Below are 24,009 nucleotides of genomic sequence, written 5' to 3' on the forward strand. Positions count from 1 at the left end.
CGTCGGGCTCATAACCCGAAGGTCGCAGGTTCAAATCCTGTCCCCGTAATCAGCAAAGGTGGAATGAGTTCCGCTTTTTTTGTGTTCTTTCGGTTCGGTTCTCTATAAACCGAAGAGTTCTATCTTTTGGTATAGTTTGTTTATCATCCGGAAAAAGAGTAAACTACATATATGGAAATTTTCCTTAGGATTGGCTTTTTTCCTAGGGCTTTTTAATAAAAAATTGTTTTTTGGGTGATACAATGAATGACTTTGAGATTATTTGTCATGGCGAAGAAGAAACAAGGGAGTTTGCAGTCAAGCTTGCTAATAAGTTAGCATCTGGTGATGTAATTGCCTTGGAGGGAGACCTTGGAGCAGGCAAAACGACATTTACAAAAGGGCTGGCAAGCGGATTAGGCATAAAGCGAAATGTAAACAGTCCAACCTTTACAATAATAAAAGAATACCAAGGTAGGATGCCGCTTTACCACATGGATGTTTACCGGTTGGCTGATGAGGAAGAGGATCTTGGGTTTGATGAATACTTTGAAGGTGAAGGAGTAACAGTTATCGAATGGGCTCATCTTATCGCTGAACAGTTGCCTGAAAGCCTTTTGACTATTTTCATTTATCGGCATGACTCTGATTCCAGAAAGATTGTTTTAAAGCCGGCAGGGGAAAGATATGTGAAGCTATGTAAGGAGTTTTTTAAATGAAAGCATTAGCTATTGATACTTCAACTTATACGCTTGGGATTGCCGTTGTTGATGGGGAAAAGGTCCTTGGTGAATTGATGACCAATCTTACAAAAAACCATTCAGTTCGGGTAATGCCAGCGGTAGAAACTCTTATGAAAGAATGTGGAGTAAAGGCTTCCCAGCTTGAAAAAATTATAGTCGCTAGTGGCCCAGGATCATATACCGGAGTCCGTATCGGTGTCACTATCGCGAAGACACTTGCGTGGACTTTGAATATTCCATTGACTGGCGTATCGAGTTTAGAGGTGCTCGCAGCGAATGGACGTTACTTTGATGGATTGGTTTCACCCCTTTTCGATGCCAGAAGGGGGCAAGTGTATACTGGGTTATACTCGTTTCAAAATGGCTATCCCGTAGCAGAACTGGACGATATCAATATTTTGTCAACTGATTGGGCAAGTAAGCTAAAAGAATTTGATCGTTCCATCTTATTCTGTGGAAATGACGTAAACATTCATAGGGAAACATTGATCAATATTTTAGGTGACCAGGCTTTCTTCTTGCCTGAGCATCTTGGAAATCCAAGGCCGAGTGAATTAGCTTTTATTGGACTGAAAAAAGAGCCTGTTGATACACATTCATTTGTCCCAAATTATATTCGCCTGGCTGAAGCTGAATCAAAGTGGCTTGAACAGCAGGGAAGCTAATGTTAGAAAATATGAGGAAAGAGAAAGAAACTATGGGAAAAACATTATCGTTTCGCTTCATGACTGAGGAGGATATTGATCAAATCCTTGTGGTAGAAAGAAAGTCGTTTACCCTTCCATGGAGCAGGGAGGCCTTTTATAATGAACTGCACCATAACCAGTATGCTGTATATATTGTGCTTGAAGAAGAAGGCATGATCATCGGTTATTGCGGTGCCTGGATTGTCATTGATGAGGCGCACATAACCAATATAGCAGTCCTGCCGGAATATAGGGGGCGAAAACTAGGGGAAGCATTGCTTAGAAAAATGATGGAGTTGGCTAAAGGTATGAATGTAATAACCATGACACTTGAAGTCAGGGTTTCAAATCTGGTGGCTCAATCCCTTTATGAAAAGCTGGGATTTCAAAGGGGAGGCATCAGGAAGAATTATTATACTGATAACCATGAAGATGCAATGGTAATGTGGGTGAATATATAGTGAAAACAGACCAAATAATTTTAGGAATTGAAACGAGCTGTGATGAGACCGCAGCAGCAATAATAAAAAATGGGCGTGAAATAGTCAGCAATGTAGTGGCATCCCAAATAGAAAGCCATAAACGTTTTGGGGGAGTAGTTCCTGAAATTGCTTCCCGGCATCACGTTGAACAAATGACCCTTGTTATTGAGGAAGCGCTGAATCAGGCAAATATACAATATGATGATATTGATGCAATTGCTGTAACCGAAGGACCAGGACTAGTAGGTGCCCTTCTGATAGGAGTTAATGCAGCAAAAGCAATTGCTTTTGCTCATGGTATTCCGTTAGTTGGTGTTCATCATATTGCTGGCCATATTTACGCCAACCGGCTGATTAAAGAAATGAAATTTCCACTGCTTTCCCTTGTTGTCTCAGGGGGGCATACGGAGCTTGTATTAATGGAAAAGCATGGGTCATTTAAGGTTATCGGAGAAACAAGAGATGATGCTGCAGGTGAGGCTTATGATAAGGTGGCACGAACGTTAAATCTTCCATATCCGGGAGGGCCGCATATCGACCGGCTAGCCCAAGAAGGCCAGCCCTCTATTAAACTGCCGAGGGCCTGGCTAGAGGAAGGTTCCTATGATTTTAGCTTTAGCGGTTTAAAATCAGCAGTAATCAATACTCTCCATAATGCGGAACAGCGAGGAGAAAAGATTGCACCAGAAGATTTGGCTGCCAGCTTTCAAAATAGTGTAATAGAAGTTTTAACAGTAAAAACTGTTCAGGCTGCCCAACAATATCAGGTAAAACAAGTATTATTGGCTGGGGGAGTTGCAGCCAATAAAGGACTCCGCCAAGCTTTGTCTGAGCAATTTGACGGGATGGAAGATGTCGAACTTATTATCCCGCCACTAAGCCTATGTACTGACAATGCTGCGATGATCGCTGCTGCAGGCAGTGTACTTTTTGAAAAAGGAAAAAGGGCCGGACTGGATTTAAACGGGAACCCGGGTTTGGCTCTAGAGAGCCAATAGATTGCTAAAAATTAAATCAGAAGCCTTCCATTGCAAAATGGAGGGTTTTTTTTAATCCCTTAATACAAGTATAGATGTCTAGTTACAGCGCCCAGCAACTTTTTTTCTTAGGAAAAAATAGCCCCGGCTCACAGGACGTGCTATTACCGGTGCCGCCATATGACGTGGGGTGATCTTAGCCGGCCTCGAGGTGACAAGCCTTCTTTCAGGGCTTTTCTAATGCTTATCGGATTTGCACAGGACAAAGAAAGCTTTGCCAGTGAGACATCGCATAAAACAAAACAGCAGATTTTGAGTAGGTACCTGGCGTCAAAGGACGTGCCAGAAATTAGTTCGACGTTCCTTTAACCAGGGCATGGGCGCTTTTCTTAAAGTGACAGAAAATTTTGTGGATAACTTCTCGTTTTTAGCTGTAGAGTTATGTGCAAATGTACACTTAATGTTGATAAGTAATGTTTTTCTTGTGGATAATGTGGAAAAGTCTGTTGGAAGTTAATAATTCAAGATAAGTTATGTGGATAAAAAAGTGGATAAGAGTGAATTTCTTGTGAATAATCTATCATAAAAAAACTGGCTATCAGTATAGCCAGTTTCAATTTACATATATCTATCTTATTCTGTAGCCAATTCTTCTAGTTCAGCCCATTCTTCCATAAGCTGGTCCAGCTGTTGCTGAGATTTTTCCAAATCTGTGTTAATTTCAAGAACTCTTTCGTGGTTTTGAAAGATTTCAGGTTTACAAAGAAGGTCGTTGCATTCTTTTATGATGACCTCCAGATTCTCCATCTCAGTCTCAATCTCCTCTAATCTCCGCTTCCGCTGGCGTTCTTTCTTTTTTGCTTCTTTATCAATCTTGAAAGAGTTCTTATCTTCAACATGCTGTACAGCTGAAGGATTAAGCTGTTTTTCAAGCTCCAGCAGTTCAGCCTGTTCCTGTTTTTTCATTAGGTAATAATCATAATCCCCCAGGAACTCTTCAGCACCATTCCCGGAAAGCTCAAACACTTTTGTGGCAATGCGATTGATAAAATAACGGTCATGCGATACAAACAGAATGGTACCCGGATAATCAATTAGGGCATTTTCCAGGACAATTTTGCTGTCTAAATCCAAATGGTTCGTTGGCTCATCCAGAATTAATAGATTTCCCTTTTCCAGCATCATTTTTGCAAGAGCGAGCCTAGCCTTTTCCCCACCGCTTAAGGAGGAAACAGTCTTTAACACATCATCACCTGAAAACAGGAAATTACCAAGCACTGTCCGAATCTCTTTCTCTGGCTTTAAAGGATGCTCGTCCCATAATTCATTTAGAACCTTCTTATTAGACTCTAGCTTTGCCTGCTCCTGGTCATAATAGCTTACCATTACATTGGTCCCGAATTGGTAGCTGCCCCCTAAGGAAGGCAAAAAGTTCATAAGTGTTTTTAAAAGAGTTGATTTGCCGACACCATTTGGCCCAACAAGGGCAATACTATCACCCTTTGTAATTCTCATTGAAATACCCCGTGAGACAGGCTGGCTGTTATATCCGATTGTTAGATCATGAATATTGATTACTTCATTACCGCTTTGCTTTTCTATTTCAAATGAAAAGGAAGCGGACTTCTCATCGCCCTGGGGCCTGTCCATTACTTGGATTTTATCCAATTGCTTCTGCCTGCTCTGGGCCCTTTTAGTAGTTGAGGCCCGAGCGATATTTTTTTGAACAAAATCCCGAAGCTTTTCGATTTCTTCCTGCTGTTTTTCAAATTGCTTCATGTCCCGCTCATAATCCTCGGCTTTCCTCTCCAGATAACGGCTATAGTTTCCTGGAAACTTCTTAATATTATTCCGGGAAAGCTCATAAACCTGATTGACTACTTTATCAAGGAAATAACGGTCATGGGAGACAATTAATACGCCTCCATGGTAACCTTGCAGATATTGTTCGAGCCATGAAAGAGTTTCAATATCCAGGTGGTTCGTAGGTTCATCCAAAATCAGAATATCAGGCTTGGTCAGTAATAGCTTACCAAGGGCAAGCCTAGTCTTTTGGCCGCCGCTTAAGGAGGAGATCAAGGTAGATGGAGGGTATTCAGCAAACTGCAGTCCGTGTAGAACCGAGCGGATATCTGCTTCATATTGATAACCGCCATTCTCCTTGAAGCTTACCTGAAGCTCGTCGTATTCCTTGAGGATTCTGTTGTAGCGCTCCTCGTTTTCAAAAACTGCAGAATCCGCCATCGACTCTTCCAGACGTCTTAACTCCTTTTCCTGGGAGATAAGGCCCGAAAAAACAGTAAGCATTTCCTCCCAAATGGATAGTTTGGATTCAAGGCCTGTATTTTGGGCAAGATAGCCAATTGAAACCCCTTTTGGCTTCATGATTTCGCCGCCATCATGGGAAAGCTGGCCGGCAATAATCTTTAAAAGGGTGGATTTTCCGGCTCCATTGCGGCCCACCAATGCAACCCTGTCCCTATTTTGTACTTCCAGTTTGATATTGGATAAAATAAGCTCAGCGCCATAGTATTTTGATATAGAATTTATTTGTAAAAGAATCATTATTTTCACCTCAGGTCACGATAATTATAGTGTAACATGGATTTCATTCATTATCAGCATAGACAGCCCATATGTGAAAAACGATGCAAACTTACACACAAACAGGGAAAAATAGTGTATTATCAGAGGAAGAGGTGTTTAAGATGGCAGAATTTACACATTTTAATGAGCAAGGAAGGGCAAAGATGGTGGACGTAAGCCACAAACCCGAGACCGTCCGGACAGCCAGTGCACGATCAAGCATTTTGCTTACCGGGGAAATATATGAAAAAATTACAAACCAAACCATGAAAAAAGGCGATGTTCTTGCCGTTGCCCAGGTTGCGGGAATCATGGCCTGCAAAAATACTTCCTCTATCATTCCAATGTGCCACCCGATACCGATTCAAGGCATAAATATTTCGTTTAATTGGCAGCAAGAGGACAATAGGTACAGGCTGATTATAACCGCTTCAGCAAAAACCAAAGGAAGTACGGGTATTGAAATGGAAGCGCTAACAGCTGCATCTGCTGCCGCATTAACTGTTTATGATATGTGTAAGGCCGTAGATAAAGGAATGATTATCGGCCCAACTTATTTGCTAGAAAAAACAGGTGGGATTTCAAGCCCTGATTATAAACGACAAGTTGCAGAGAACGAACAAATAGAATGAAAAAATATAAAGATAATGGAATAGTAAGGGGAGAAATATGAGCCAGGAACAAATAAAAATACCTCAGGCTACGGCCAAGAGGCTTCCATTATATTATCGTTTCCTGAAAAATCTTCATTCGTCAGGGAAACAAAGGGTGTCATCTGCTGAACTAAGTGAAGCGGTGAAGGTAGACTCGGCGACTATCAGAAGGGACTTCTCTTATTTTGGAGCATTAGGGAAAAAGGGGTACGGATATAACGTAAACTATTTGCTCTCCTTTTTCAGAAAAACACTGGACCAGGATGAATTAACAAAAGTTGCCCTGATCGGTGTTGGAAATTTAGGTACGGCATTTTTGAATTATAATTTCCTGAAAAACAACAATACAAAAATTGAGATAGCTTTTGATGTAGATGAGCACAAGGTTGGAAATGTGATAGGCGATGTACCTGTTTATCATATGGATCAAATTGAGGAAAGATTGCATGAAGCCAATATTTCTGTAGCTATCTTGACTGTTCCTGCTACTGTAGCGCAGCCAATCACAGACCGGCTAGTCCAGTCGAAGATAAAGGGTATCCTTAACTTCACACCCGCACGACTAAATGTGCCTCAGAAGATCCGGATTCATCATATTGACCTTGCGGTAGAACTTCAGTCACTGGTTTACTTTTTAAAGCATTACCCGATTACCGAAGAAGAAGAGGATATATTAGCGGAAAATGAATTTTCACGTTAATAAGAAAAGCACAATGACCCCTCATTCAGAGGAAGAAGTACTGCCAATGCCAAGACCTAGTACTTTGAGGGAGCAAAAGTTTTCTTTATTTTATTACGTTATGCGTTGTGTAACATGTGAAAACAAACAGGGCCCGCTTAAAAAGCATGGGCCTGTTTATGCTTGGTTATTCATTATTTATTTTTCTTATTAATTGAGGTAATTTTCCTATGGAGCAGGATCATCCGAATGCCTGAACCAAAATCCAGGGTAGCGAGCAGGACCAAGAAATAAGAGAAAAAGCCCCATCCTGTCCTATTTACATTCTGGATGGCAAGCAAAACAAATAATGTCCCCAGTATTAAGTACATAATTCCTGATGTTAGGGGTGTACGTTTCATAAAAACCCTCCAATAAAGCTTTGTACCTTCTCCATGTCATTCATCATTTTTTCAATATCATCCTTAAAGGTTAGCTGAATGAGAACGACAACTGTATTCATTGTTACGTGGGCAAAGATAGGCACTAAAATTCGTTTTGTTTTTACATAAAGATAAGCAAAGGTGAAACCCATGGCAGAATATAAGATAATATGGACGAGCTCTAAATGGGCAATTCCGAAAATGATCGAACTGAGCAAGGCAGAAATAAAAAAGTTAAACCGTTTATAAAGCTCCCCAAAGATAATTTTTCTGAAAATGATTTCTTCAAGTATTGGTCCGACAATCGAAGTGACGACCATAACGAGCGGGACCTGTTCGATAAGGGAGACGATCTGCTGAGTATTTTCAGAACCAGGTTTGATTCCTAGCGCTAATTCTATGGCTCCAGCAGCATACTGGGAGAAGAAAGCGAGAAATACACCCCCGATGGCCCAAAGGACGGCTGATGATGCCGCAACCCCATCACGGGAATGAAGGCTTTCTTTCATTTCGCGGCGAAGCAGCAGCAGGACAATGGTTATCGTGATAAAGAAGCTGATAATAATCCAGTACGCCCCGGATTTAACCTGCAGTTCTTTAGCCGGGATATCTGTAATGAATCCAATTAGCATAAACAGCGGATAAGCTATTAAGCTGGACAAGTGCATACCAAGATACGCAATAATGATAAGCCAGTACTCTCTCTTCAAAGATGGAGTCTCCTTTTTCTAAATAATGAACGCCAACTATGGGAAATGTGTGAATTGAAAAAGCGGGATAAAGATTGAAAATTAATCCCATACTTGTAAAGGTTATCAAATGTCAGCATGAAACTCCATTCCTATATACTGAATCTCCGATAATTTATAAAAAATGCTTACCTTGTAAGTATTCCCTAACGTTTTCGGAAAAAGAGAGAAAATTTTTTATCAAGATACTTGCAAAACTTGGATGGATTATTTAATATAATAATTGGTGTTAGCACTCGTCGGTGGTGAGTGCTAATAAATGAAAAACTTACACACATATGAGGAGGTCGTTTCACTTGTTAAAACCATTAGGTGATCGCGTTATTATTCAACTAGTTGAATCCGAAGAAAAGACTGCAAGCGGTATCGTATTGCCGGACACTGCAAAAGAAAAGCCGCAAGAAGGCAAGATTGTAGCTGTTGGTACAGGACGTGTACTTGACAATGGTGAGCGTGTGGCTTTAGAGGTTTCAGAAGGCGATACTATTATCTTCTCAAAATATGCTGGTACTGAAGTGAAATATGAAGGTACTGAATACTTAATTTTACGTGAAAGCGACATTTTAGCCATTATCGGCTAAGCTTTCAATTCAAACATACTTAAAAGACGCTAAAAAACTAAAAAGAATTCAGGGAGGTTGCACATACAATGGCAAAAGATATTAAGTTTAGTGAAGAAGCACGCCGCTCCATGCTTCGCGGTGTAGATGCCCTTGCAAATGCAGTAAAAGTAACTCTTGGACCAAAAGGACGCAATGTAGTTCTTGAGAAGAAATTTGGTTCTCCGTTAATCACAAACGACGGCGTAACAATCGCCAAGGAAATCGAATTAGAAGACGCATTCGAAAACATGGGTGCAAAGCTTGTTGCTGAAGTAGCAAGCAAAACAAACGATGTAGCAGGTGACGGTACTACTACAGCTACAGTTCTTGCACAGGCAATGATCCGTGAAGGACTTAAGAACGTAACTGCTGGCGCAAACCCAATGGGTATCCGTAAAGGTATTGAAAAAGCTGTTACTGTAAGCTTGGAAGAATTGAAAGCTATTTCCAAGCCAATCGAAGGAAAAGCTTCTATCGCACAAGTTGCTGCTATCTCTGCAGCTGACGAAGAAGTTGGCCAATTGATTGCTGAAGCTATGGAACGTGTTGGAAACGACGGCGTTATCACAATTGAAGAATCAAAAGGCTTCACAACTGAATTGGACGTAGTAGAAGGTATGCAGTTCGACCGCGGATATGCATCTCCATATATGGTAACTGATTCAGACAAGATGGAAGCTGTTCTTGACAATCCATACATTTTGATCACTGACAAGAAAATCTCCAGCATCCAGGAAATCCTTCCTGTGCTTGAGCAAGTTGTCCAGCAAGGCAAGCCGCTATTATTGATTGCGGAAGATGTTGAAGGGGAAGCTCTTGCAACACTAGTGGTAAACAAACTTCGCGGAACATTCAATGCAGTTGCTGTTAAAGCTCCTGGCTTCGGTGACCGCCGTAAAGCAATGCTTGAAGATATCGCCGCATTAACAGGCGGAGAAGTGATTACAGAGGAAGTAGGTCTTGACCTTAAATCCGCTACAATCAGCTCTCTTGGCCGCGCTTCTAAGATTGTTGTTTCCAAAGAAAATACTACAATCGTTGAAGGTGCAGGAGAAGCGGACAAAATCGCTGCCCGTGTTAACCAAATCCGTGTTCAAATGGAAGAAACAACTTCTGAATTTGACCGTGAAAAATTACAAGAGCGCCTAGCTAAATTAGCTGGCGGTGTAGCAGTAATCAAAGTTGGTGCTGCAACTGAAACTGAACTTAAAGAGCGCAAGCTTCGCATTGAAGATGCTCTTAACTCAACTCGTGCAGCTGTTGAAGAAGGTATCGTAGCCGGTGGTGGTACTGCCCTTCTAAACATCTACAATAAAGTTGCTGAAATCCAAGCTGAAGGCGACGAAGCAACAGGTGTAAACATTGTTCTTCGCGCTATCGAAGAGCCAGTTCGCCAAATCGCACACAACGCTGGCCTTGAAGGGTCTGTAATCGTTGAGCGCTTAAAGCGTGAAGAAGTTGGCACAGGCTTCAACGCTGCTACTGGCGAATGGGTAAACATGATTGAATCAGGTATCGTGGATCCTACTAAGGTTACTCGTTCTGCACTTCAAAACGCAGCTTCTGTAGCGGCTATGTTCCTAACAACTGAAGCAGTTGTTGCTGACAAGCCAGAACCAGCTGGTGCAGGCGGCGGAATGCCTGACATGGGCGGCATGGGTGGAATGGGCGGCATGATGTAATAGTTGTTCAAACCCTTGATATAAAAGGATTTTTGAGTGAAAGTACTAACATAATGTAAAAAGTAAAGAGGCTTTTCATTAGTTGACTAAACTATGAAAAGCCTCTTTATTTCTGACTAAAATAATAAACATTAAAAATTTCACTAAATTGTGAGAAATTTGAATTTATATTGACAATAAAATCTGCAAACTTTATCATTGATAATAGTTATCATTTTCAACTGAAAAGGGGAGCAAGTTTTTATGTCAAACCGTAAAAATAAAAACCGATATTTACTTATTTCAGTTATGATTCTCATTTTTTCTATAACTTTAATTGGTTGTTCTAGTGAATCAGTAGAAAACTCAGATTCTGCCAGTGAAAGTAGCAATATGATTACTTTTGCTTGGCCTAGAGATATAGGCGAGATGAATCCGCATATCTACAATCCATCTCAATTATTTGCTCAATCTATGATATATGAACCTTTAGTTAGCTACCAAGATGGAGGCGAGCTCAAGCCACATTTAGCAGAGTCTTGGAAGATTTCTGAAGATGGGAAAGAATATGTATTTAACCTACGCCAAGATGTTAAATTTTCTGATGGCACAAAATTTAATGCTGACATTGTGAAAAAAAACTTTGATGCAATACTAAATAATGCAGACATGCATGGTTGGTTAGGATTTATAACGAAGATTGATCAAACAGAGGTCATTAATGAATTTACATTTAAGTTAACATTAAAAGAGCCATATTATCCTACTATTCAGGAGTTAGCTGTCGTTCGCCCAGTCCGTTTCTTAGGAGAAGCAGGTTTTCCTAAAGATGATGACACATCAAAAGGTGTAGAAAAACCAGTCGGTACAGGTCCATGGGTATTGGATGAGTATAAAGTAGATGAATTTGCTGTTTTTCAACGTAACGAAGATTATTGGGGAGAACTACCAAGTGTTGAGAAAATTAAAGTTAAAGTCATTCCTGATGCTGAAACACGTATCCTTGCTTTCGAAAAAGGCGACTTAGACCTTGTTTATGGTGAAGGTGTTATAAGTATAGATACATTTAAACAACTAGAATCCGATGGTTCCTATGAAACTAGTATCTCTGAACCAGTTGCTACTAGACAACTAGTTATGAATACGAATAAAGAACAGCTTTCGGATATCCGTGTTCGTCAAGCATTACATTATGGATTTAATAAACAGGCAATGGTGGATGGCGTGACATCTGGTTTGGAAGAGAAGGCTGACTTTATCTTACCAACAAACTTGCCTTACACTTCAAATGTTGATGCGACCAAGGTTGAGTACAATGTTAATAAAGCGAAACAATTATTAGATGAGGCAGGCTGGAAGTTGCCAAAAGGTAAAACTGTACGTGAAAAAGACGGGAAACCACTTGAAATTGAGTTAATGTACAACTCTGCTGAAATAATCCAAAAAACAATGGCTGAAACATTGCAGTCAGAGTGGTTGGGCTTAGGTGTAAAACTAAATATTGCAGGAGTGGAGCTTACCACTCAAGTGGAAAGATTCAAAGCTAATGAATTCGATATGAATTTCTATAGCAACTTTGGTGCTCCATATGACCCGCATACTTTCGTAAACATGATGGTCACAGAAGGATTTGGATTTAGAGAAGTGATTTCATCCTATCCTAACAAAGAAGAGTTTATGAACCAAATAGTTGAAGTTCAACAAACAACGGATGAAAACGAGCGTCAACAACTTTACACGGTAATTTTAGGCTCTTTACAAGAGCAAAGTTCGATTGTACCTATTTCGTATATTAAGAAAATAGCAATCTATCAGAAAAATGTTTCCAATTTTACATTCCCTGCAAACCGAGATGAACATCCATTTACGGGAATCAGCGTAAAGTAGTAAGCGACAGGAGAGAGTTTTTCATGGGTACTTATGTCTTGAAACGAATAATGACCATCATTCCAATTTTTCTTATTGCCACTCTGCTGACATTTGGAATGATAAACCTTTCGCCGGTGGATCCAGCTGAGGCTTACTTTACTGCTGCACATATCCAAGCTACAGATGAGATGTTGGAACAAAAAAGACATGAGTTCGGCTTAGATCAGCCTCTCCTAATTCAATATGTGAATGCCCTTATTAAGATATGCCAATTTGATTTTGGCATATCTTATGTTACGAATAAACCTGTATGGGAAGAGATTACATCTCGAATGCCTGCAACTATTCAGCTGACTATAGGCAGTCTTTTGATTGCAATATTGGTAAGTATCCCCATTGGGTTTTTAGCAGGTATGAAGAAGAACACTGGAATTGATCATTTTAGTCGATTTCTTTCTTTTATAGGGGCATCCATCCCATCATTTTGGCTTGGATATTTATTCATTTTTTTCTTTTCTGTAAAACTAGACCTTTTCCCAGTTGAAGGTACGGGAACTTGGAAGCATTTAATTTTACCTTCACTCACGTTGGCTTTCCCTTTAATTGCTTTATATACTCGCCTGTTACGTGCAAGTGTTCTTGAAAATTTACAAGAGTCTTATGTGCTTTTTGCTCGGACGAGGGGAATTCATGAAAAAGTTATTATGGGGAAGCATGTATTAAGAATCGCTATTTCTCCTATGATTACTGGGCTTGGAATGAATTTAGGAAACTTGATGACTGGAGCTATCATTGTAGAGGCGGTCTTTTCATGGCCAGGGTTTGGAAGGTATTTTATTGACGCTATTTTTAACCGTGATGTTCCTGTCATTCAAGGCTATGTGCTGTTGGCAGCGGGATTATTTCTAATAAGCAACTTGATAGTCGACCTTATCCAAATGTATATTGACCCGCGGATATCCAGAAAAGGAAGGCAGTACCAATGAAGGCGAAGTTTCGAGATATGTTAAAAAGTCAAAAAGTGATTGTGATTTGTTCTCTAATACTGTTCTTGTTATTTTTGATCACAATCTTTGCTCCTTGGATTGCACCGAATGATCCTATAGCTGTAAATTTAGCTCATAAACTTCAACCACCTTCATTGGAGTACCCACTAGGAACAGATCACTTAGGTCGATGTACGTTTTCACGTATCCTATATGGGGCAAGAATCTCGCTAGGATTTGCTTTCCTAATTTTTATTTCAGCTTTAAGTATGGGTTTAATAATTGGTATCATATCTGGGTATGTAGGTGGTTGGGTAGATCAATTGTTAATGAGATTCGGTGATGGTTTGATGGCGATCCCAAGCCTTTTGTTTGTTCTAGGTTTTGTTGGTATTTGGGGAGCTGGACTTAAACAAGTTGTTTTAGGATTAATTCTTGTCCAATGGGTTTATTACGCAAGGGTAATTCGAGGAATGGTACTAAGCCTGAAAGAACAGAACTATATTACTGCAGCTAAAATAAGTGGTTCTTCCACATGGATCATCATGAAGAAACATATTATTCCTAATGTTCTTCCATCACTAGCGGTAATGGGAACTTTAGAAATGGGTTGGGCAATTATGAATTTATCATCTATGTCCTTCTTAGGTTTAGGTGTGCAACCCCCTACACCAGAGTGGGGGGCGATGATTCATGAAGGTAAGTCATATATCAGAACGAACCCAGCATTAATGATTTATCCGGGTTTAATGATCATGCTAGTTGTTATTACATTTAATTTATTGGGTGAATCACTATCAGAAAGATTTGGGGTTAAACGCCGCTAACAAAAAAGGGGCTGTTGAATAATGAAATCAAATGAGCAAAATATATTAAATGTAAGAGACTTACATGTACAAGTAAGAACCCCGGAAGGTTTGTCAACACTTGTTCAGAATATCAACTTTGAAATGGAAAAAGGGAAGATTCTAGGTCTTGTTGGGGAAAGCGGTAGTGGGAAAACCATTACAAGTATGTCTATCTTGCAGCTGCTCGATAAGAAACGTATGAATATTGAAGGAAGCATTACACTACATGGTAGAGAATTGAATGGCTTAGAAAACAAAGAAATGCGGAAAATTCGAGGGAAGGATATTGCTTTTATTATGCAAAATCCGATGAATGCTTTTACTCCAGTTTTTACGATTGGTCATCAATTTGTGGAAACGATTAGAACTCATTCCTCATTAAATAAAAAGCAAGCAAAGGAGCTTGCCATTGATACTATGCAAAGTGTAAATTTGCCCAATCCTGATAAATTATTAAAAAGCTATCCATTTCAATTGAGTGGAGGTATGCTTCAACGAGTGATGATTGCAATGGCTGCTTGCTTAAACCCTTCCGTTATAATCGCGGATGAACCCACTACAGCACTCGATCTTCATAACCAATTATTAGTACTCCGTCTATTAGATAAAGTTCGTTCTAGATATGGGACATCTATTTTACTCATTTCCCATGACCTTGGGGTCATTTCAGAAATGGCAGATGATGTCATAGTAATGCAGTATGGCAGAATTGTCGAAAGTGCAAATGTGTTTGATTTATTTGACCATCCAGAACATGAGTACACAAAGAAGTTGCTAAGGACAAGGCCGACCTTGTATTCTCAGAAACAACCCTATACCTATATGTTATGATAAACCCATTGAATCTTCCAAGGGGTGGAAACCATTGAGCTTGCTACAGGTAAAACAAGTAAGTCTTAGCTTTAATTCTAAGAAGCTTTTTAAAGGGAAGGATCTATCAAAAAAAGTTCTTAATGATATTTCCTTTGCTATTGAAGAGGGAACCTGTTTAGGTTTAATCGGAACAAGCGGAGCCGGTAAAAGTACCTTAGGAAAAGTAATTCTCGGGATTCAACGTCCACAGCAAGGTCAGGTGCTGTTTCAAGGATATGACATTTATAATGCGGATAAAGCAACCCAGCAAAAAATACGAAGGGATCTGCAAGTTGTATTTCAGGATTCGTATTCAGCTGTTAACCCCAGGATGACAGCTGAGCGTATTATCAGCGAGCCATTAGAGAACTATGAAAAACTAACCATAACAGAACAAAGAAAAAGGATTATTGAGCTATTAGAAAGAGTAGGATTAAGCGAAAAGGATTTAAAGAAATATCCGCATCAATTTAGCGGTGGACAATTACAAAGGATAAACATTGCTAGAGCAGTTGCTCTTAAACCTAAGTTAATCGTCCTTGACGAATCAGTCAGTAGTTTAGACATGGTTACACAAAGCTTAATTTTAGAATTATTAAACGAATTAAAGGATGACTTCGGCTTATCTTATCTTTTTATTACACATGATATTAAAGCAGCCTTTTTAATTTCTGATACTTTGGGTGTGCTTGAAAAAGGAGAATTAATTGAGCTTTACGATTCAAAAGACCAGTTTTTTTCCTCGAAACACCCTATAGTTAAACGATTAAGAGATTCCATCCTTGCTGAACACCCACGTTTTCGTACACTTACAACGAAGGCAAACTGGGTTAACACAAATAGATTATCCAAGCAATTGTAAAGTCAGATAAAATAAATCATTATTTGATGCTAAGACTGCTCCAAAAACATCCAAAACGAAAAATTCCGTCACTATAACCTCAGAGCAAAAAGCAGATGTATTCCACGCGATGAAGATCTTCTTTAAGATGGAAGATAGTAAGATGTATGGGGTAAGGACAGGGAAACCTGTCTTTTTCTACATAATGGAAGATATTATCCTTAAAGCTATTAGGTTTTTAATCATCTCACTACTTTTTGTGATTAGGATTTATAGGTGTTCTTTTAAGCGGAATGTTTTTTTATGGGATAGAAAACCTTCAGATATTATAGTGCGCCCCCCCAATAGCCAGATACAATAATTGTTCACCTTTCGAATGATTAAAATGTGCTCAGGTTGCAGGAACATTGTGAACAGCCCAAATTCAATAGCTTCAATCGATTAAGTATGCATAAAGTAGGAGGACTTATGAAATTGGCAACAACAGATTCAATGGTCTTAAATAAAACTATATCCTATAGCCATAGGGAGTATTTAGTATTGGCCATTCCACTCATTATATCAGGCATTTCAACACCTATTTTAGGGGCTGTCGATACTGCTGTGGTTGGAAGGATTCCCGATCCGGCTTCAATAGGTGGAGTTGCTATTGGGGCCGTTATCTTTAATACGATGTATTGGCTGCTTGGATTCCTGCGAGTGAGTACAAGTGGATTTACTGCTCAGGCAGAAGGAGCGAATAATCAAAATGAAATGGTATTATCCTTTCTCAGGCCAATGATTTTAGCTATCTTGTTTGGCTTGTTTTTTATCTTTTTAAAGGGTCCCATTTTAACCATTGCCTTATCATTAATTGGAGGAAGTGAAGCGGTATCCATCTTTGCTTCCACCTATTTTTCTGTTCGAATTTGGGGAGCACCGTTTATTCTGCTTAGCTACGTGATTATTGGTTGGCTTATTGGAAGGGGAAAGGTTCACTTAGCTTTGGCTACTCAAATATGGATGAATGCCTTAAACATTATATTAGACCTTGTTTTTGTTTTAGGGTTAGGAATGGGAGTTAAGGGTGTTGCTTATGCCACTCTTATAGCTGAGGTTAGTGCTGTTGTGTTAGGGGCATGGCTTCTTTATTTGACCAATAAAGAGAAACTAGCCCATATAAGGTTATCAATGTTGCTAGAAACTGAACCAATTCTAAAAATGATGAAAATAAACAGAGATTTATTCCTGAGGACTGTATGTTTGCTCACGATGACCGTAATTTTTACATCTATTGGTGCAAGTATGGGCGAAGTTACGTTAGCAGCCAATGCTATCTTATTGCAGATTCACTATATAATAGCTTATTTATTTGGAGGTTTCGCGAATGCCTCTAGTATATTGGTCGGTAGAGCTATAGGTGGGGGAAACTTGTTCCTTTATAAGCGTGCGTATACTCTTTCCGCTCAATGGGGATTAGGATCGGCCATTCTTTTGAGTTTAAGCGTACTTATTTTCGGAGAAAGTATAATCGCCTCATTTACGACAATTACAGAAGTAAAAGCAATGTCAGAAGACTTCCTAGTATGGATGCTTGTGTTTCCCATCTTTGGTTTCTGGGGTTTGCAGTTAGAAGGGATTTTTTCTGGTGCTACTGAAGCAAAATCTATCCGGGATTCCATTGGTTTAGCATTGATTGTCTTTTTAATTGCACTTTGGTTGTTTGTACCTCGATATCAAAATCATGGATTATGGATCGCGTTTGTCGTATTTAGTTTATCTCGGTCTTTCTTTTTATCATTATTTATTCCCAGATTAACTCGCGAAAAATTTACTAACAAAAACTAAACTCTAGAATTCGATTATCTTAGTAAATAATAATACTTATAAATTTTGCTAACGCAATCCAGTGAAAAATAGTAATATATCTTTTAAGACGCTTTGATTTCTCCCTTCAGTAAACGTTGTACTTTATGATTCACTTCAGGAGAAAGGTGATTCAGTATTTACTAATATTTCTTTATATGACCATTATATAGACCCGCCTGGAACTGCCTTAGGCTCCTTTGCCTTGAACGGAAGCGGTGGTGTCCTATTTGAAGTAAAAGGCCAAACTCAAAACTATGGTCAAAAGATGAAGGGGCAGCTGGTTAGAACTGTAAAAACAGGTGTAATGGGAATTTATAATAGTGTGGCAGATAGAAGTGTATATGAATCGAATCCGAGAATTACAATGAAATTCCAAACAGGGAGTATTTTCGATAATCAAGATAAAGAAGCTGATGCATTTGGGGGGAATCAGCTTCTTCCCTACTGTCATCTTTGGGTGCTTCCTCAGCAACTTCTGTAAAGATATCCTCGTTATTTTCAGGAAAGCATATGGATGGAGAAGCCTTTGGTTCTAGAGTTGTAGTTTCTTAATTCTAAAGGATGCGTTAGTTTATAAGAATACAGGCCATACTTATTCCATTAAAGGGTGCTTTAGTTAAATAAGAACGACTAATTTTTAACAAAGAAAACTCGCCATTTTGGGACGAGTTTTGCTTTTTAATATGCCAGTTATGTTGTCAAAAGGACTGCCATTTCAGTGGATTTTTTTAGAAAATCACCACAAAACGGAACCCTTTACACTAAGGAGAAGGGCTTTTTTGTCCGCGAGTTTGTCCTCGTCTTAATAATGTCCCATTTGAAATTATTGTATCGGACCCTTGCAAAATATTGATATATAGCATTTTTTTTATCCTATTTTTTAATGTTTTATTTAAAGATGAATGGGCGGCATGATGTAAGGCTTTTTGAGCCGAACAACCGAGAAATAGTTAATGCTATTTTTCACCCGATTTCACTTAAGTTGTGAAGTAGTCATGTGAAAAACTTATATCGATAGCAATAACCACTTCCTATAAAAAATTAGGGAGTGGTTTTTTATGTTGTTAAAATTTGCGTATCAAGACTTTTTGGATGACAGACGATTTAAGAACAACACAGAGAGAAACATTAGAAATTATAAAACCCTTTTTGGTGAATTTGTAAGTTATTGCATTGAGAATGAGGTTGTAAGTGTTGAAGACCTAACATACAGTCTGTACGTCAATATATCTTTTAGAATGCCAAGGGCGGGTAATAAGGCGGGCACAATCAATACCAAAATCATGTGGATACGAGCATTTTTTAATTACATGGTTGAATGTGAAGTGATTACACATAATCCTGCAGCAAAGGTTAAAAGACAAAAGGAACATGTTAAGATTGATGTTTTTAGTGATGACCAAATACGCCAAATGCTGAACTTCTACAGACGTATTAAACAAAGAGAGAAGAGTTAGGTTTTGGGTGTTAGCAGCCTGGTATTTTTCGATATGATTTGTAGGGTTATATAAAGTTTTAGTTACCCGATTTTAGTACCTTGCTAGACATGATGGAGGCTTTGAAAAGCCAAGATCATAAATAAGCACTAAGCACCCATTATGGAGTGCTTTTTATTTTGCAAAAGAAAGGTGAAGGGAATGAAAATAAGTAATCACCTAAAATCATCATGTTGGTTGTTAAAGGTTAAGGTTTTTAGTCGATATTTACAAAGTAAATTATGAATGTATTGTTTTTTCGTGGAGGTAGGAAATGAAAAAAGTATTAATGCTTGTCTTAATTGTTTTTTTATTGCAAACAGGTATGAATGTAAAAGCTGCAACTCATTATGCAAATATTAAAGTAAATGGAGTAGCAATGACAGCTCCAGTAAATCAGCCATTTAACAGTGGAGGAATTACGTATGTCCCTCTAAACGTCATTGTCCAAAAAATGGGCGATAAAGTTACATGGTTGAACGCCGAGAAGAAGTCTGTAATTCAACTTAAGAACAAGCAGGTTATTAATGTGAAAGATGGCGCAACATACGTTGGCCTAAATGGAAAGACCACACCTCTTGTAACTAAAATTGTAAAGGGTAAAACAGTAGATGCAAAATTAAAACCGATTTTCAAGAACAATACACTATATGTTCCAGTACAATTTCTTTCAAGTAAGATTATGGGGTATAGTGTAAAAATTGTTACGGAAAAAGGTAAGCGAGCAATACATGTAAATAAGCTAAAGCCACAACCAAAATCAAAGCCGGCACCAAAATCAGATCCTTATAAGGAATTGCCTAAAAACGAGCAAATCCCAGTTACAGGAGATATGTCTAAAGCTCCAATTTCAGATGGTAAAACTGCCCCTGTATCAAAAGAATTTGCAAATCAATAATTTTATACGATCTGAAACAACCCTTATCTTCTTTGAGATAGGGGTTGTTTGCTTTATTGGAGAAATGCTAAATCCTTAAAAAAATGAGGTGAAGGGAATGAAAATAAGTGATCACTTAACAGATGAACAGCGTAAGCAGCTTCAGGTTACCGAGCAGGCTGTGAAGAAGAAGCTTGGAGAGAAGTTAAGCAGCCAGGGAATGGGAAGAAGTAATGGGGACCAGGCGCGATACTTATAAGCGTGTGGGTGGGGCGATGAGGAGAAAATGATTTATAAATGTGTGTAATACAATTGAATAACTAACGCATGTCTCTTAACGGGGAAGGTTCAATTTTTTATTATTGATTTTATGGTTTATTTACCGCAGTGTGATTTCCTAAATGGAGTCCACTGCTTTTATTTTGGTCAGATACTTTTTTCATAGCACATTCATGTGACTCATTGGAATCACCTGTATGTTTTTATTTAACTAAAAATCATATCTAATCATCTGTTTAATTTTATTGATTCCTGGAGTATGTAAAAAAGGACAAATGACTTGCTCTTTGTCCTCGTGTTATTTTGATTCAGTTTATAAATATTTGTTTACCATTGTATTAAAAAGCAACAGATATCGATTTTTTAACTAGTTTCTTCATAATTATATATTCAGATGAGTGGGCGGCATGATATAATAACGCCCCTCAACCCTTGATATCACTGGGTTTTTGAGTAAGATGAGAGTGGTTTGCCAGCATTTTACTAACATTGAGGATTTTAACGGAAGCTTCTCAAGAGTTGACCAAACTTTTGGGAAGCTTCTTTTTTCATTTCTTGCGTTCGGTTTTCGTGGAAATAGAAACTTGTGTAAGAACATAATATAGGACATTGCCGTTAAAAAAGGTATAAGACAAGAGCCTGTCCTCTTGTCTTATACCTTTTTTCGGCTCTGAAACTTTACTGCATTTATTGTGCATCATTAACTAATTTTGTCATAGTTTCTTCATCCATTGGTCCCACTACTTTTTTTGTGATAACTCCGTCTTTATTGATAATGTAACTGGTAGGAATAGTTATGGCTTGGTACATTTGTCCAACCTCTCCGTTTTCATCGAGGGGGATAGGGAAAGTGAGTCTGTAATCTTTCACAAAATTTTCTATTACTTTTTCCCCTTTGTCCTGATTTGTTAGATTAACAGCAAGGATTGTCACATCTCTATTTATATTTTTTTTATAAAAATTCTGCATATGCGGCATTTCGGCTTTACATGGGGGACACCATGTTGCCCAAAAATTTAATATGACCGTTTTCCCCTTATAATCGGAAAGTTTCACTGTTTCACCATCTAATAATGTTAACTCGAAGTCAGGAGCTGGAACTCCCTGATCCACCGAGGATGTGGTAATTTGTGTTTCCTTGTTCGTTAAACGACTGTGATCATTTTCCCTGACTGTTATTTTTGGTTTCGAGAGATTTACTAAAATAATTGCAACTGCAATTACTAGGACAGCAATCGTTACTATATTTTTTTTCATTTCCGTAAGTCCTCCTTTATAAGAAAGAATTAGTAAACATGCCGCAAGTGATATAAATGTAAAGGATTCTACAGAAGTTGCTTGTTTGAAAATACTACTAATTAATATTTGGAGCAACAGCACCAAAAGGAAAAACTGATTTGAATATAGTTGATTTGTTCGAACCTGCAACTGAAGGGAAATGAAAAAGCCCATTAAAAACAGCGATTGGATAACTAAGTGAGCAGTTTGAGTTCCAAAGTAACTCATTATCGTTTGATATATTAACAAAAACAAACTAACTAAAGTAAATGATTCATTATAAAATTGACGATTTCCCCTTTTTCCAATAACTGATATATAGATAATCACAGCGCAAATACCTATGATATGGCCTTTTGTGCCTCCGTTAAAAAATAAGATAGACAGGGGATTGCTAAAAAAAGTATTTACGTTGAATAAAATATAGGTAAGTTTCCATATAAGGAAGTAAACAAAAAAAGAGTTCCAATACCAGTCACATATTTTGTTTCGAACGATGATCTTATAAAGAAGAGCTGATGTGACAAAAGCCAGCAAAACTGAAAACCATTCAGCTTGGATCGTAAGGTTGCCAATATTAATATAGGACAAAGCTCTCACCTGATTTCTCTATGTAATGGAAAAAGGGAGACAGACCCCCAGGTTTACGTTAACTAACCATTTCAATCCTTTCAAATTCAGTTATGACTATACGAGTTTGGTAAAGATTAATTTTAAACTTGTAGGAACTTAATCCAAAAATATTAGCAAAACCAAATTAAACTGTCTGGCTTCTTCAAAGAATTCCTTCCCCTTTGTTTTTCCATCAGAATCTCCTGTTTTAGTGGATTGGAATCCTGAATATGAATAAAAATAAGAATACGTTTACAGGCATCGTGCCATGGGTAATGTAAAATACCCCGGTGAGTATATTATAGATGAACAAAACTAAAATTGATATTTAAAACTATTGGAAGGGAAGAATGGATATGGATTTTCATTATACTGTTACGAGTGAGAAACCTGTGAATGAAGCGATAGAGGCTCTGGAAAAAAATCTTAAAGATGAACAATTCGGAGTATTATGGACCTTTAACATTAAAGATAAGCTAGATGAAAAGGGTTTCCAATTGGAGGAAGAGTTTATAGTACTGGAAGTATGCAATCCAAAAGAGGCTGAACGTGTTTTGAAAGAAAACAAATTGGCGGGGTATTTCCTGCCTTGTAAGATCGTTGTCTATAAAGATTCAGGCTTAACGAAAATCGGTTTACCAAAACCAACCGCTCTAATCCGGATGGTGGAACAAAACGAGTTACAGGAGATGGCTGCAGATATTGAACAACAATTAATTGCTTGTATTGATAAAAGTGTATAGGTAAATAAAATTTAACAAATATTAAAATTATTCCATTGTGTTATGGGAGGTTAAAATCAATGTTTATTGCAAATAATAGTTAGTTTCCTATTAATTAAAGATGAACAGTACCTTTTAGCAGGTGATATCTAGTTCATTGATTCTCTAGGCCGTCCGGATCTCGCTGGTAAAGCAGATGACTGGGTAACTTATTTACCAAAAACACTTTTTTAAGCGCTACAAAGAACTTGCAGACGATTTAGTAATGCTGCCCGCTCACTATATGTCCATTAAAGAGATGAATAATGATGGAAGCGTCTCAGGAAAATTAGGAATATTATATGCTCAAAATAATGGTCTAAACATTGAAAGCGATGAAACCTTTAGGAGACTGGTGATGGAAAATCTTCCGCCACAACCAAACCCTTATGAACAAATAAGGCAAACCAATATGGGTAAAATGTCAGCAGAAATTGAGTCCAATGAGAAATGGAATTTGGGCCGAATCGATGCCTATCCGTTAATTTCGGCAATAATTCTAGTAGTAGCCTTTTTTCTTCGTCATTTGGTGTTAAAGCAACGCAAAAAAATAATACTATGGAATTTGGCAATGTCATTATAGGCTATCTATAAGAATCTAAGACTGTATTAAGCAGTCCTCTTCTGCCACTAGAAACACTTTGATCTCTTGCATTTTATGATGTTTTAGCGTTGACAATATACCCAGTTAGGTATAGTCTTACTAATGGAAAGTTACAAGATACTTTATTTTAGTTCTTTGAAAGAATAAAGATACTCATTTCGTTAAATAATTGGTTATTTGGATGTGTCTACTATTGAAAATCTCTACAAAAGGGCGTTACGGCTTAACCATTATGATTCAGTTAGCTAAGAATAGTGGCGGCAACCCTTTAACAATTAAATCTATTGCTGAAAAAGGTAATTTATCAGGACCCTATCTGGAACAAATAATCGCTCTCCTGCGAAACGCAGGACTTGTAAAGAGTATACGCGGAGCAAAAGGCGGCTATGTTCTTGTAAGAAATCCAAAGGAAATTACAGCTGCTGAAATTATTAGGGTGCTTGAAGGCCCTATCACTCCTGTTGAGGGAATTGACAATGAAGAGCCAGCTCAGCAAAGCCTTTGGATTCGCGTTAGGGATGCAGTTAAGAATGTATTAGATAGCACAACTTTAGAAGATTTAACAAATTCTGAAGATGTAGAGGAACAGGAATTATTTATGTACTATATTTAACAAGAGCGAATTTAAAGAGTTCAAATGAAATCTCTTGACATTATACC

Annotated in this window: 24 protein-coding genes and 1 pseudogene; 21 read left to right on the plus strand and 4 right to left on the minus strand. The window is 38.2% G+C overall.

Translation table 11 applies throughout. From position 1 onward, the window contains the following. Positions 1–242: 242 nt before the first annotated feature. Genes tsaE through tsaD form a run of 4 tightly spaced genes read left to right on the plus strand, consistent with a single transcriptional unit; the run spans position 243 to position 2,888 of the window. Entirely contained in the window at positions 243–698 is a 456-nt protein-coding gene (gene tsaE, locus D0469_RS09900; protein ID WP_117326587.1) for a tRNA (adenosine(37)-N6)-threonylcarbamoyltransferase complex ATPase subunit type 1 TsaE, read from the plus strand. Next, positions 695–1,387: a tRNA (adenosine(37)-N6)-threonylcarbamoyltransferase complex dimerization subunit type 1 TsaB gene (tsaB, locus tag D0469_RS09905; protein WP_117326588.1), complete on the plus strand. Its 693-nt coding sequence runs from the start codon at positions 695–697 to the stop codon at positions 1,385–1,387. The genes tsaE and tsaB overlap by 4 nt, the downstream gene beginning before the upstream one ends. A gap of 32 nt (positions 1,388–1,419) precedes the next feature. Further along, the gene (rimI, locus tag D0469_RS09910; RefSeq protein WP_117326632.1) at positions 1,420–1,869 is read left to right on the plus strand and encodes a ribosomal protein S18-alanine N-acetyltransferase; all 450 of its coding nucleotides are present in this window, start codon (positions 1,420–1,422) and stop codon (positions 1,867–1,869) included. Beyond that, on the plus strand, positions 1,869–2,888 hold the full coding sequence (gene tsaD / locus D0469_RS09915; RefSeq protein ID WP_117326589.1) for a tRNA (adenosine(37)-N6)-threonylcarbamoyltransferase complex transferase subunit TsaD: 1,020 nt from the start codon (positions 1,869–1,871) through the stop codon (positions 2,886–2,888). Before rimI ends, tsaD begins: the two co-directional genes overlap by 1 nt. A gap of 612 nt (positions 2,889–3,500) precedes the next feature. Here tsaD and D0469_RS09920 read toward each other — a convergent pair. Continuing rightward, positions 3,501–5,432, minus strand: coding sequence for an ABC-F family ATP-binding cassette domain-containing protein (locus D0469_RS09920; RefSeq protein WP_117326590.1), 1,932 nt, complete (start codon positions 5,430–5,432; stop codon positions 3,501–3,503). 143 nt (positions 5,433–5,575) lie between these two features. On the opposite strand from D0469_RS09920, the gene moaC reads away from it, so the two are divergent. Together moaC and D0469_RS09930 are read left to right on the plus strand one after the other, a co-directional pair. Then, positions 5,576–6,085: a cyclic pyranopterin monophosphate synthase MoaC gene (gene moaC / locus D0469_RS09925; RefSeq protein WP_117326591.1), complete on the plus strand. Its 510-nt coding sequence runs from the start codon at positions 5,576–5,578 to the stop codon at positions 6,083–6,085. A 37-nt stretch (positions 6,086–6,122) separates the two neighbouring features. Continuing rightward, a complete protein-coding gene (locus D0469_RS09930; RefSeq protein ID WP_117326592.1) occupies positions 6,123–6,806 on the plus strand; it encodes a redox-sensing transcriptional repressor Rex in 684 nt (227 codons plus the stop codon). Between the two features lie 173 nt (positions 6,807–6,979). On the opposite strand, the gene D0469_RS09940 is transcribed toward D0469_RS09930, so the two are convergent. Both D0469_RS09940 and D0469_RS09945 read right to left on the minus strand, forming a co-directional pair. Beyond that, on the minus strand, positions 6,980–7,186 hold the full coding sequence (locus D0469_RS09940; protein ID WP_117326594.1) for a YdiK family protein: 207 nt from the start codon (positions 7,184–7,186) through the stop codon (positions 6,980–6,982). Next, a complete protein-coding gene (locus tag D0469_RS09945; protein WP_117326595.1) occupies positions 7,183–7,917 on the minus strand; it encodes a CPBP family intramembrane glutamic endopeptidase in 735 nt (244 codons plus the stop codon). The genes D0469_RS09940 and D0469_RS09945 overlap by 4 nt, the downstream gene beginning before the upstream one ends. A 335-nt stretch (positions 7,918–8,252) precedes the next feature. Between D0469_RS09945 and groES the strand changes: the two genes are divergently transcribed. The 12 genes from groES (at position 8,253) to D0469_RS21090 (ending at position 20,074) form a co-directional block, all read left to right on the plus strand. After that, entirely contained in the window at positions 8,253–8,537 is a 285-nt protein-coding gene (groES, locus tag D0469_RS09950) for a co-chaperone GroES (RefSeq protein ID WP_117326596.1), read from the plus strand. A gap of 68 nt (positions 8,538–8,605) precedes the next feature. Further along, entirely contained in the window at positions 8,606–10,240 is a 1,635-nt protein-coding gene (groL, locus tag D0469_RS09955; protein WP_117326597.1) for a chaperonin GroEL, read from the plus strand. Between the two features lie 243 nt (positions 10,241–10,483). Next, on the plus strand, positions 10,484–12,106 hold the full coding sequence (gene nikA, locus D0469_RS09960; RefSeq protein ID WP_117326598.1) for a nickel ABC transporter substrate-binding protein: 1,623 nt from the start codon (positions 10,484–10,486) through the stop codon (positions 12,104–12,106). A 23-nt stretch (positions 12,107–12,129) separates the two neighbouring features. Continuing rightward, positions 12,130–13,074, plus strand: coding sequence for a nickel ABC transporter permease subunit NikB (nikB, locus tag D0469_RS09965; protein WP_117326599.1), 945 nt, complete (start codon positions 12,130–12,132; stop codon positions 13,072–13,074). Continuing rightward, entirely contained in the window at positions 13,071–13,901 is an 831-nt protein-coding gene (nikC, locus tag D0469_RS09970; protein ID WP_117326600.1) for a nickel ABC transporter permease subunit NikC, read from the plus strand. The genes nikB and nikC overlap by 4 nt, the downstream gene beginning before the upstream one ends. A 21-nt stretch (positions 13,902–13,922) precedes the next feature. Continuing rightward, positions 13,923–14,753 (plus strand): nickel import ATP-binding protein NikD, encoded by an 831-nt coding sequence (gene nikD, locus D0469_RS09975; RefSeq protein WP_117326601.1) that lies wholly within the window; start codon positions 13,923–13,925, stop codon positions 14,751–14,753. 34 nt (positions 14,754–14,787) lie between these two features. Further along, positions 14,788–15,636, plus strand: a complete 849-nt coding sequence (gene nikE, locus D0469_RS09980; RefSeq protein ID WP_117326602.1) for a nickel import ATP-binding protein NikE — start codon at positions 14,788–14,790, stop codon at positions 15,634–15,636. A 471-nt stretch (positions 15,637–16,107) separates the two neighbouring features. After that, positions 16,108–17,442, plus strand: coding sequence for an MATE family efflux transporter (locus D0469_RS09990; protein WP_117326633.1), 1,335 nt, complete (start codon positions 16,108–16,110; stop codon positions 17,440–17,442). A gap of 223 nt (positions 17,443–17,665) precedes the next feature. Continuing rightward, entirely contained in the window at positions 17,666–17,944 is a 279-nt protein-coding gene (locus D0469_RS21985) for a hypothetical protein (protein ID WP_325048945.1), read from the plus strand. 577 nt (positions 17,945–18,521) lie between these two features. Continuing rightward, positions 18,522–18,920, plus strand: a complete 399-nt coding sequence (locus tag D0469_RS10000) for a phage integrase SAM-like domain-containing protein (RefSeq protein ID WP_117326604.1) — start codon at positions 18,522–18,524, stop codon at positions 18,918–18,920. Between the two features lie 292 nt (positions 18,921–19,212). After that, positions 19,213–19,836 (plus strand): stalk domain-containing protein, encoded by a 624-nt coding sequence (locus D0469_RS10005; RefSeq protein WP_117326605.1) that lies wholly within the window; start codon positions 19,213–19,215, stop codon positions 19,834–19,836. Positions 19,837–19,933: 97 nt separating this feature from the next. Next, a complete protein-coding gene (locus tag D0469_RS21090; RefSeq protein ID WP_158553412.1) occupies positions 19,934–20,074 on the plus strand; it encodes a hypothetical protein in 141 nt (46 codons plus the stop codon). A 707-nt stretch (positions 20,075–20,781) separates the two neighbouring features. Here the strand turns inward: D0469_RS21090 and D0469_RS21615 are convergent. Further along, positions 20,782–21,963 (minus strand): redoxin domain-containing protein, encoded by a 1,182-nt coding sequence (locus tag D0469_RS21615; RefSeq protein WP_233523015.1) that lies wholly within the window; start codon positions 21,961–21,963, stop codon positions 20,782–20,784. Positions 21,964–22,340: 377 nt separating this feature from the next. Between D0469_RS21615 and D0469_RS10015 the strand changes: the two genes are divergently transcribed. The 3 genes and pseudogenes from D0469_RS10015 (at position 22,341) to cymR (ending at position 23,962) form a co-directional block, all read left to right on the plus strand. Continuing rightward, on the plus strand, positions 22,341–22,727 hold the full coding sequence (locus tag D0469_RS10015) for a DUF302 domain-containing protein (RefSeq protein WP_117326635.1): 387 nt from the start codon (positions 22,341–22,343) through the stop codon (positions 22,725–22,727). Between the two features lie 75 nt (positions 22,728–22,802). Further along, positions 22,803–23,219: pseudogene (locus tag D0469_RS21620) on the plus strand (MBL fold metallo-hydrolase); the annotation flags it as partial. Between the two features lie 323 nt (positions 23,220–23,542). Further along, positions 23,543–23,962 (plus strand): cysteine metabolism transcriptional regulator CymR, encoded by a 420-nt coding sequence (gene cymR, locus D0469_RS10025; protein ID WP_117326606.1) that lies wholly within the window; start codon positions 23,543–23,545, stop codon positions 23,960–23,962. Positions 23,963–24,009 lie beyond the last annotated feature (47 nt).

The sequence above is a fragment of the Peribacillus saganii genome, from assembly GCF_003429095.1.
In the GTDB taxonomy this organism is placed as follows: domain Bacteria; phylum Bacillota; class Bacilli; order Bacillales; family DSM-1321; genus Peribacillus; species Peribacillus saganii.

Bases quoted from the DNA above. Each gene is read 5' to 3' on its own strand.
- nikD (WP_117326601.1), top strand. From the start codon at position 13,923: ATGAAATCAAATGAGCAAAATATATTAAATGTAAGAGACTTACATGTA.
- tsaE (WP_117326587.1), top strand. From the start codon at position 243: ATGAATGACTTTGAGATTATTTGTCATGGCGAAGAAGAAACAAGGGAG.
- D0469_RS21090 (WP_158553412.1), top strand. From the start codon at position 19,934: ATGAAAATAAGTGATCACTTAACAGATGAACAGCGTAAGCAGCTTCAG.
- D0469_RS09920 (WP_117326590.1), bottom strand. From the start codon at position 5,432: ATGATTCTTTTACAAATAAATTCTATATCAAAATACTATGGCGCTGAG.
- nikA (WP_117326598.1), top strand. From the start codon at position 10,484: ATGTCAAACCGTAAAAATAAAAACCGATATTTACTTATTTCAGTTATG.
- tsaB (WP_117326588.1), top strand. From the start codon at position 695: ATGAAAGCATTAGCTATTGATACTTCAACTTATACGCTTGGGATTGCC.
- nikC (WP_117326600.1), top strand. From the start codon at position 13,071: ATGAAGGCGAAGTTTCGAGATATGTTAAAAAGTCAAAAAGTGATTGTG.
- rimI (WP_117326632.1), top strand. From the start codon at position 1,420: ATGGGAAAAACATTATCGTTTCGCTTCATGACTGAGGAGGATATTGAT.
- moaC (WP_117326591.1), top strand. From the start codon at position 5,576: ATGGCAGAATTTACACATTTTAATGAGCAAGGAAGGGCAAAGATGGTG.
- D0469_RS09930 (WP_117326592.1), top strand. From the start codon at position 6,123: ATGAGCCAGGAACAAATAAAAATACCTCAGGCTACGGCCAAGAGGCTT.
- D0469_RS10005 (WP_117326605.1), top strand. From the start codon at position 19,213: ATGAAAAAAGTATTAATGCTTGTCTTAATTGTTTTTTTATTGCAAACA.
- nikB (WP_117326599.1), top strand. From the start codon at position 12,130: ATGGGTACTTATGTCTTGAAACGAATAATGACCATCATTCCAATTTTT.
- D0469_RS10000 (WP_117326604.1), top strand. From the start codon at position 18,522: ATGTTGTTAAAATTTGCGTATCAAGACTTTTTGGATGACAGACGATTT.
- groL (WP_117326597.1), top strand. From the start codon at position 8,606: ATGGCAAAAGATATTAAGTTTAGTGAAGAAGCACGCCGCTCCATGCTT.
- D0469_RS09990 (WP_117326633.1), top strand. From the start codon at position 16,108: ATGGTCTTAAATAAAACTATATCCTATAGCCATAGGGAGTATTTAGTA.
- D0469_RS09940 (WP_117326594.1), bottom strand. From the start codon at position 7,186: ATGAAACGTACACCCCTAACATCAGGAATTATGTACTTAATACTGGGG.
- D0469_RS10015 (WP_117326635.1), top strand. From the start codon at position 22,341: ATGGATTTTCATTATACTGTTACGAGTGAGAAACCTGTGAATGAAGCG.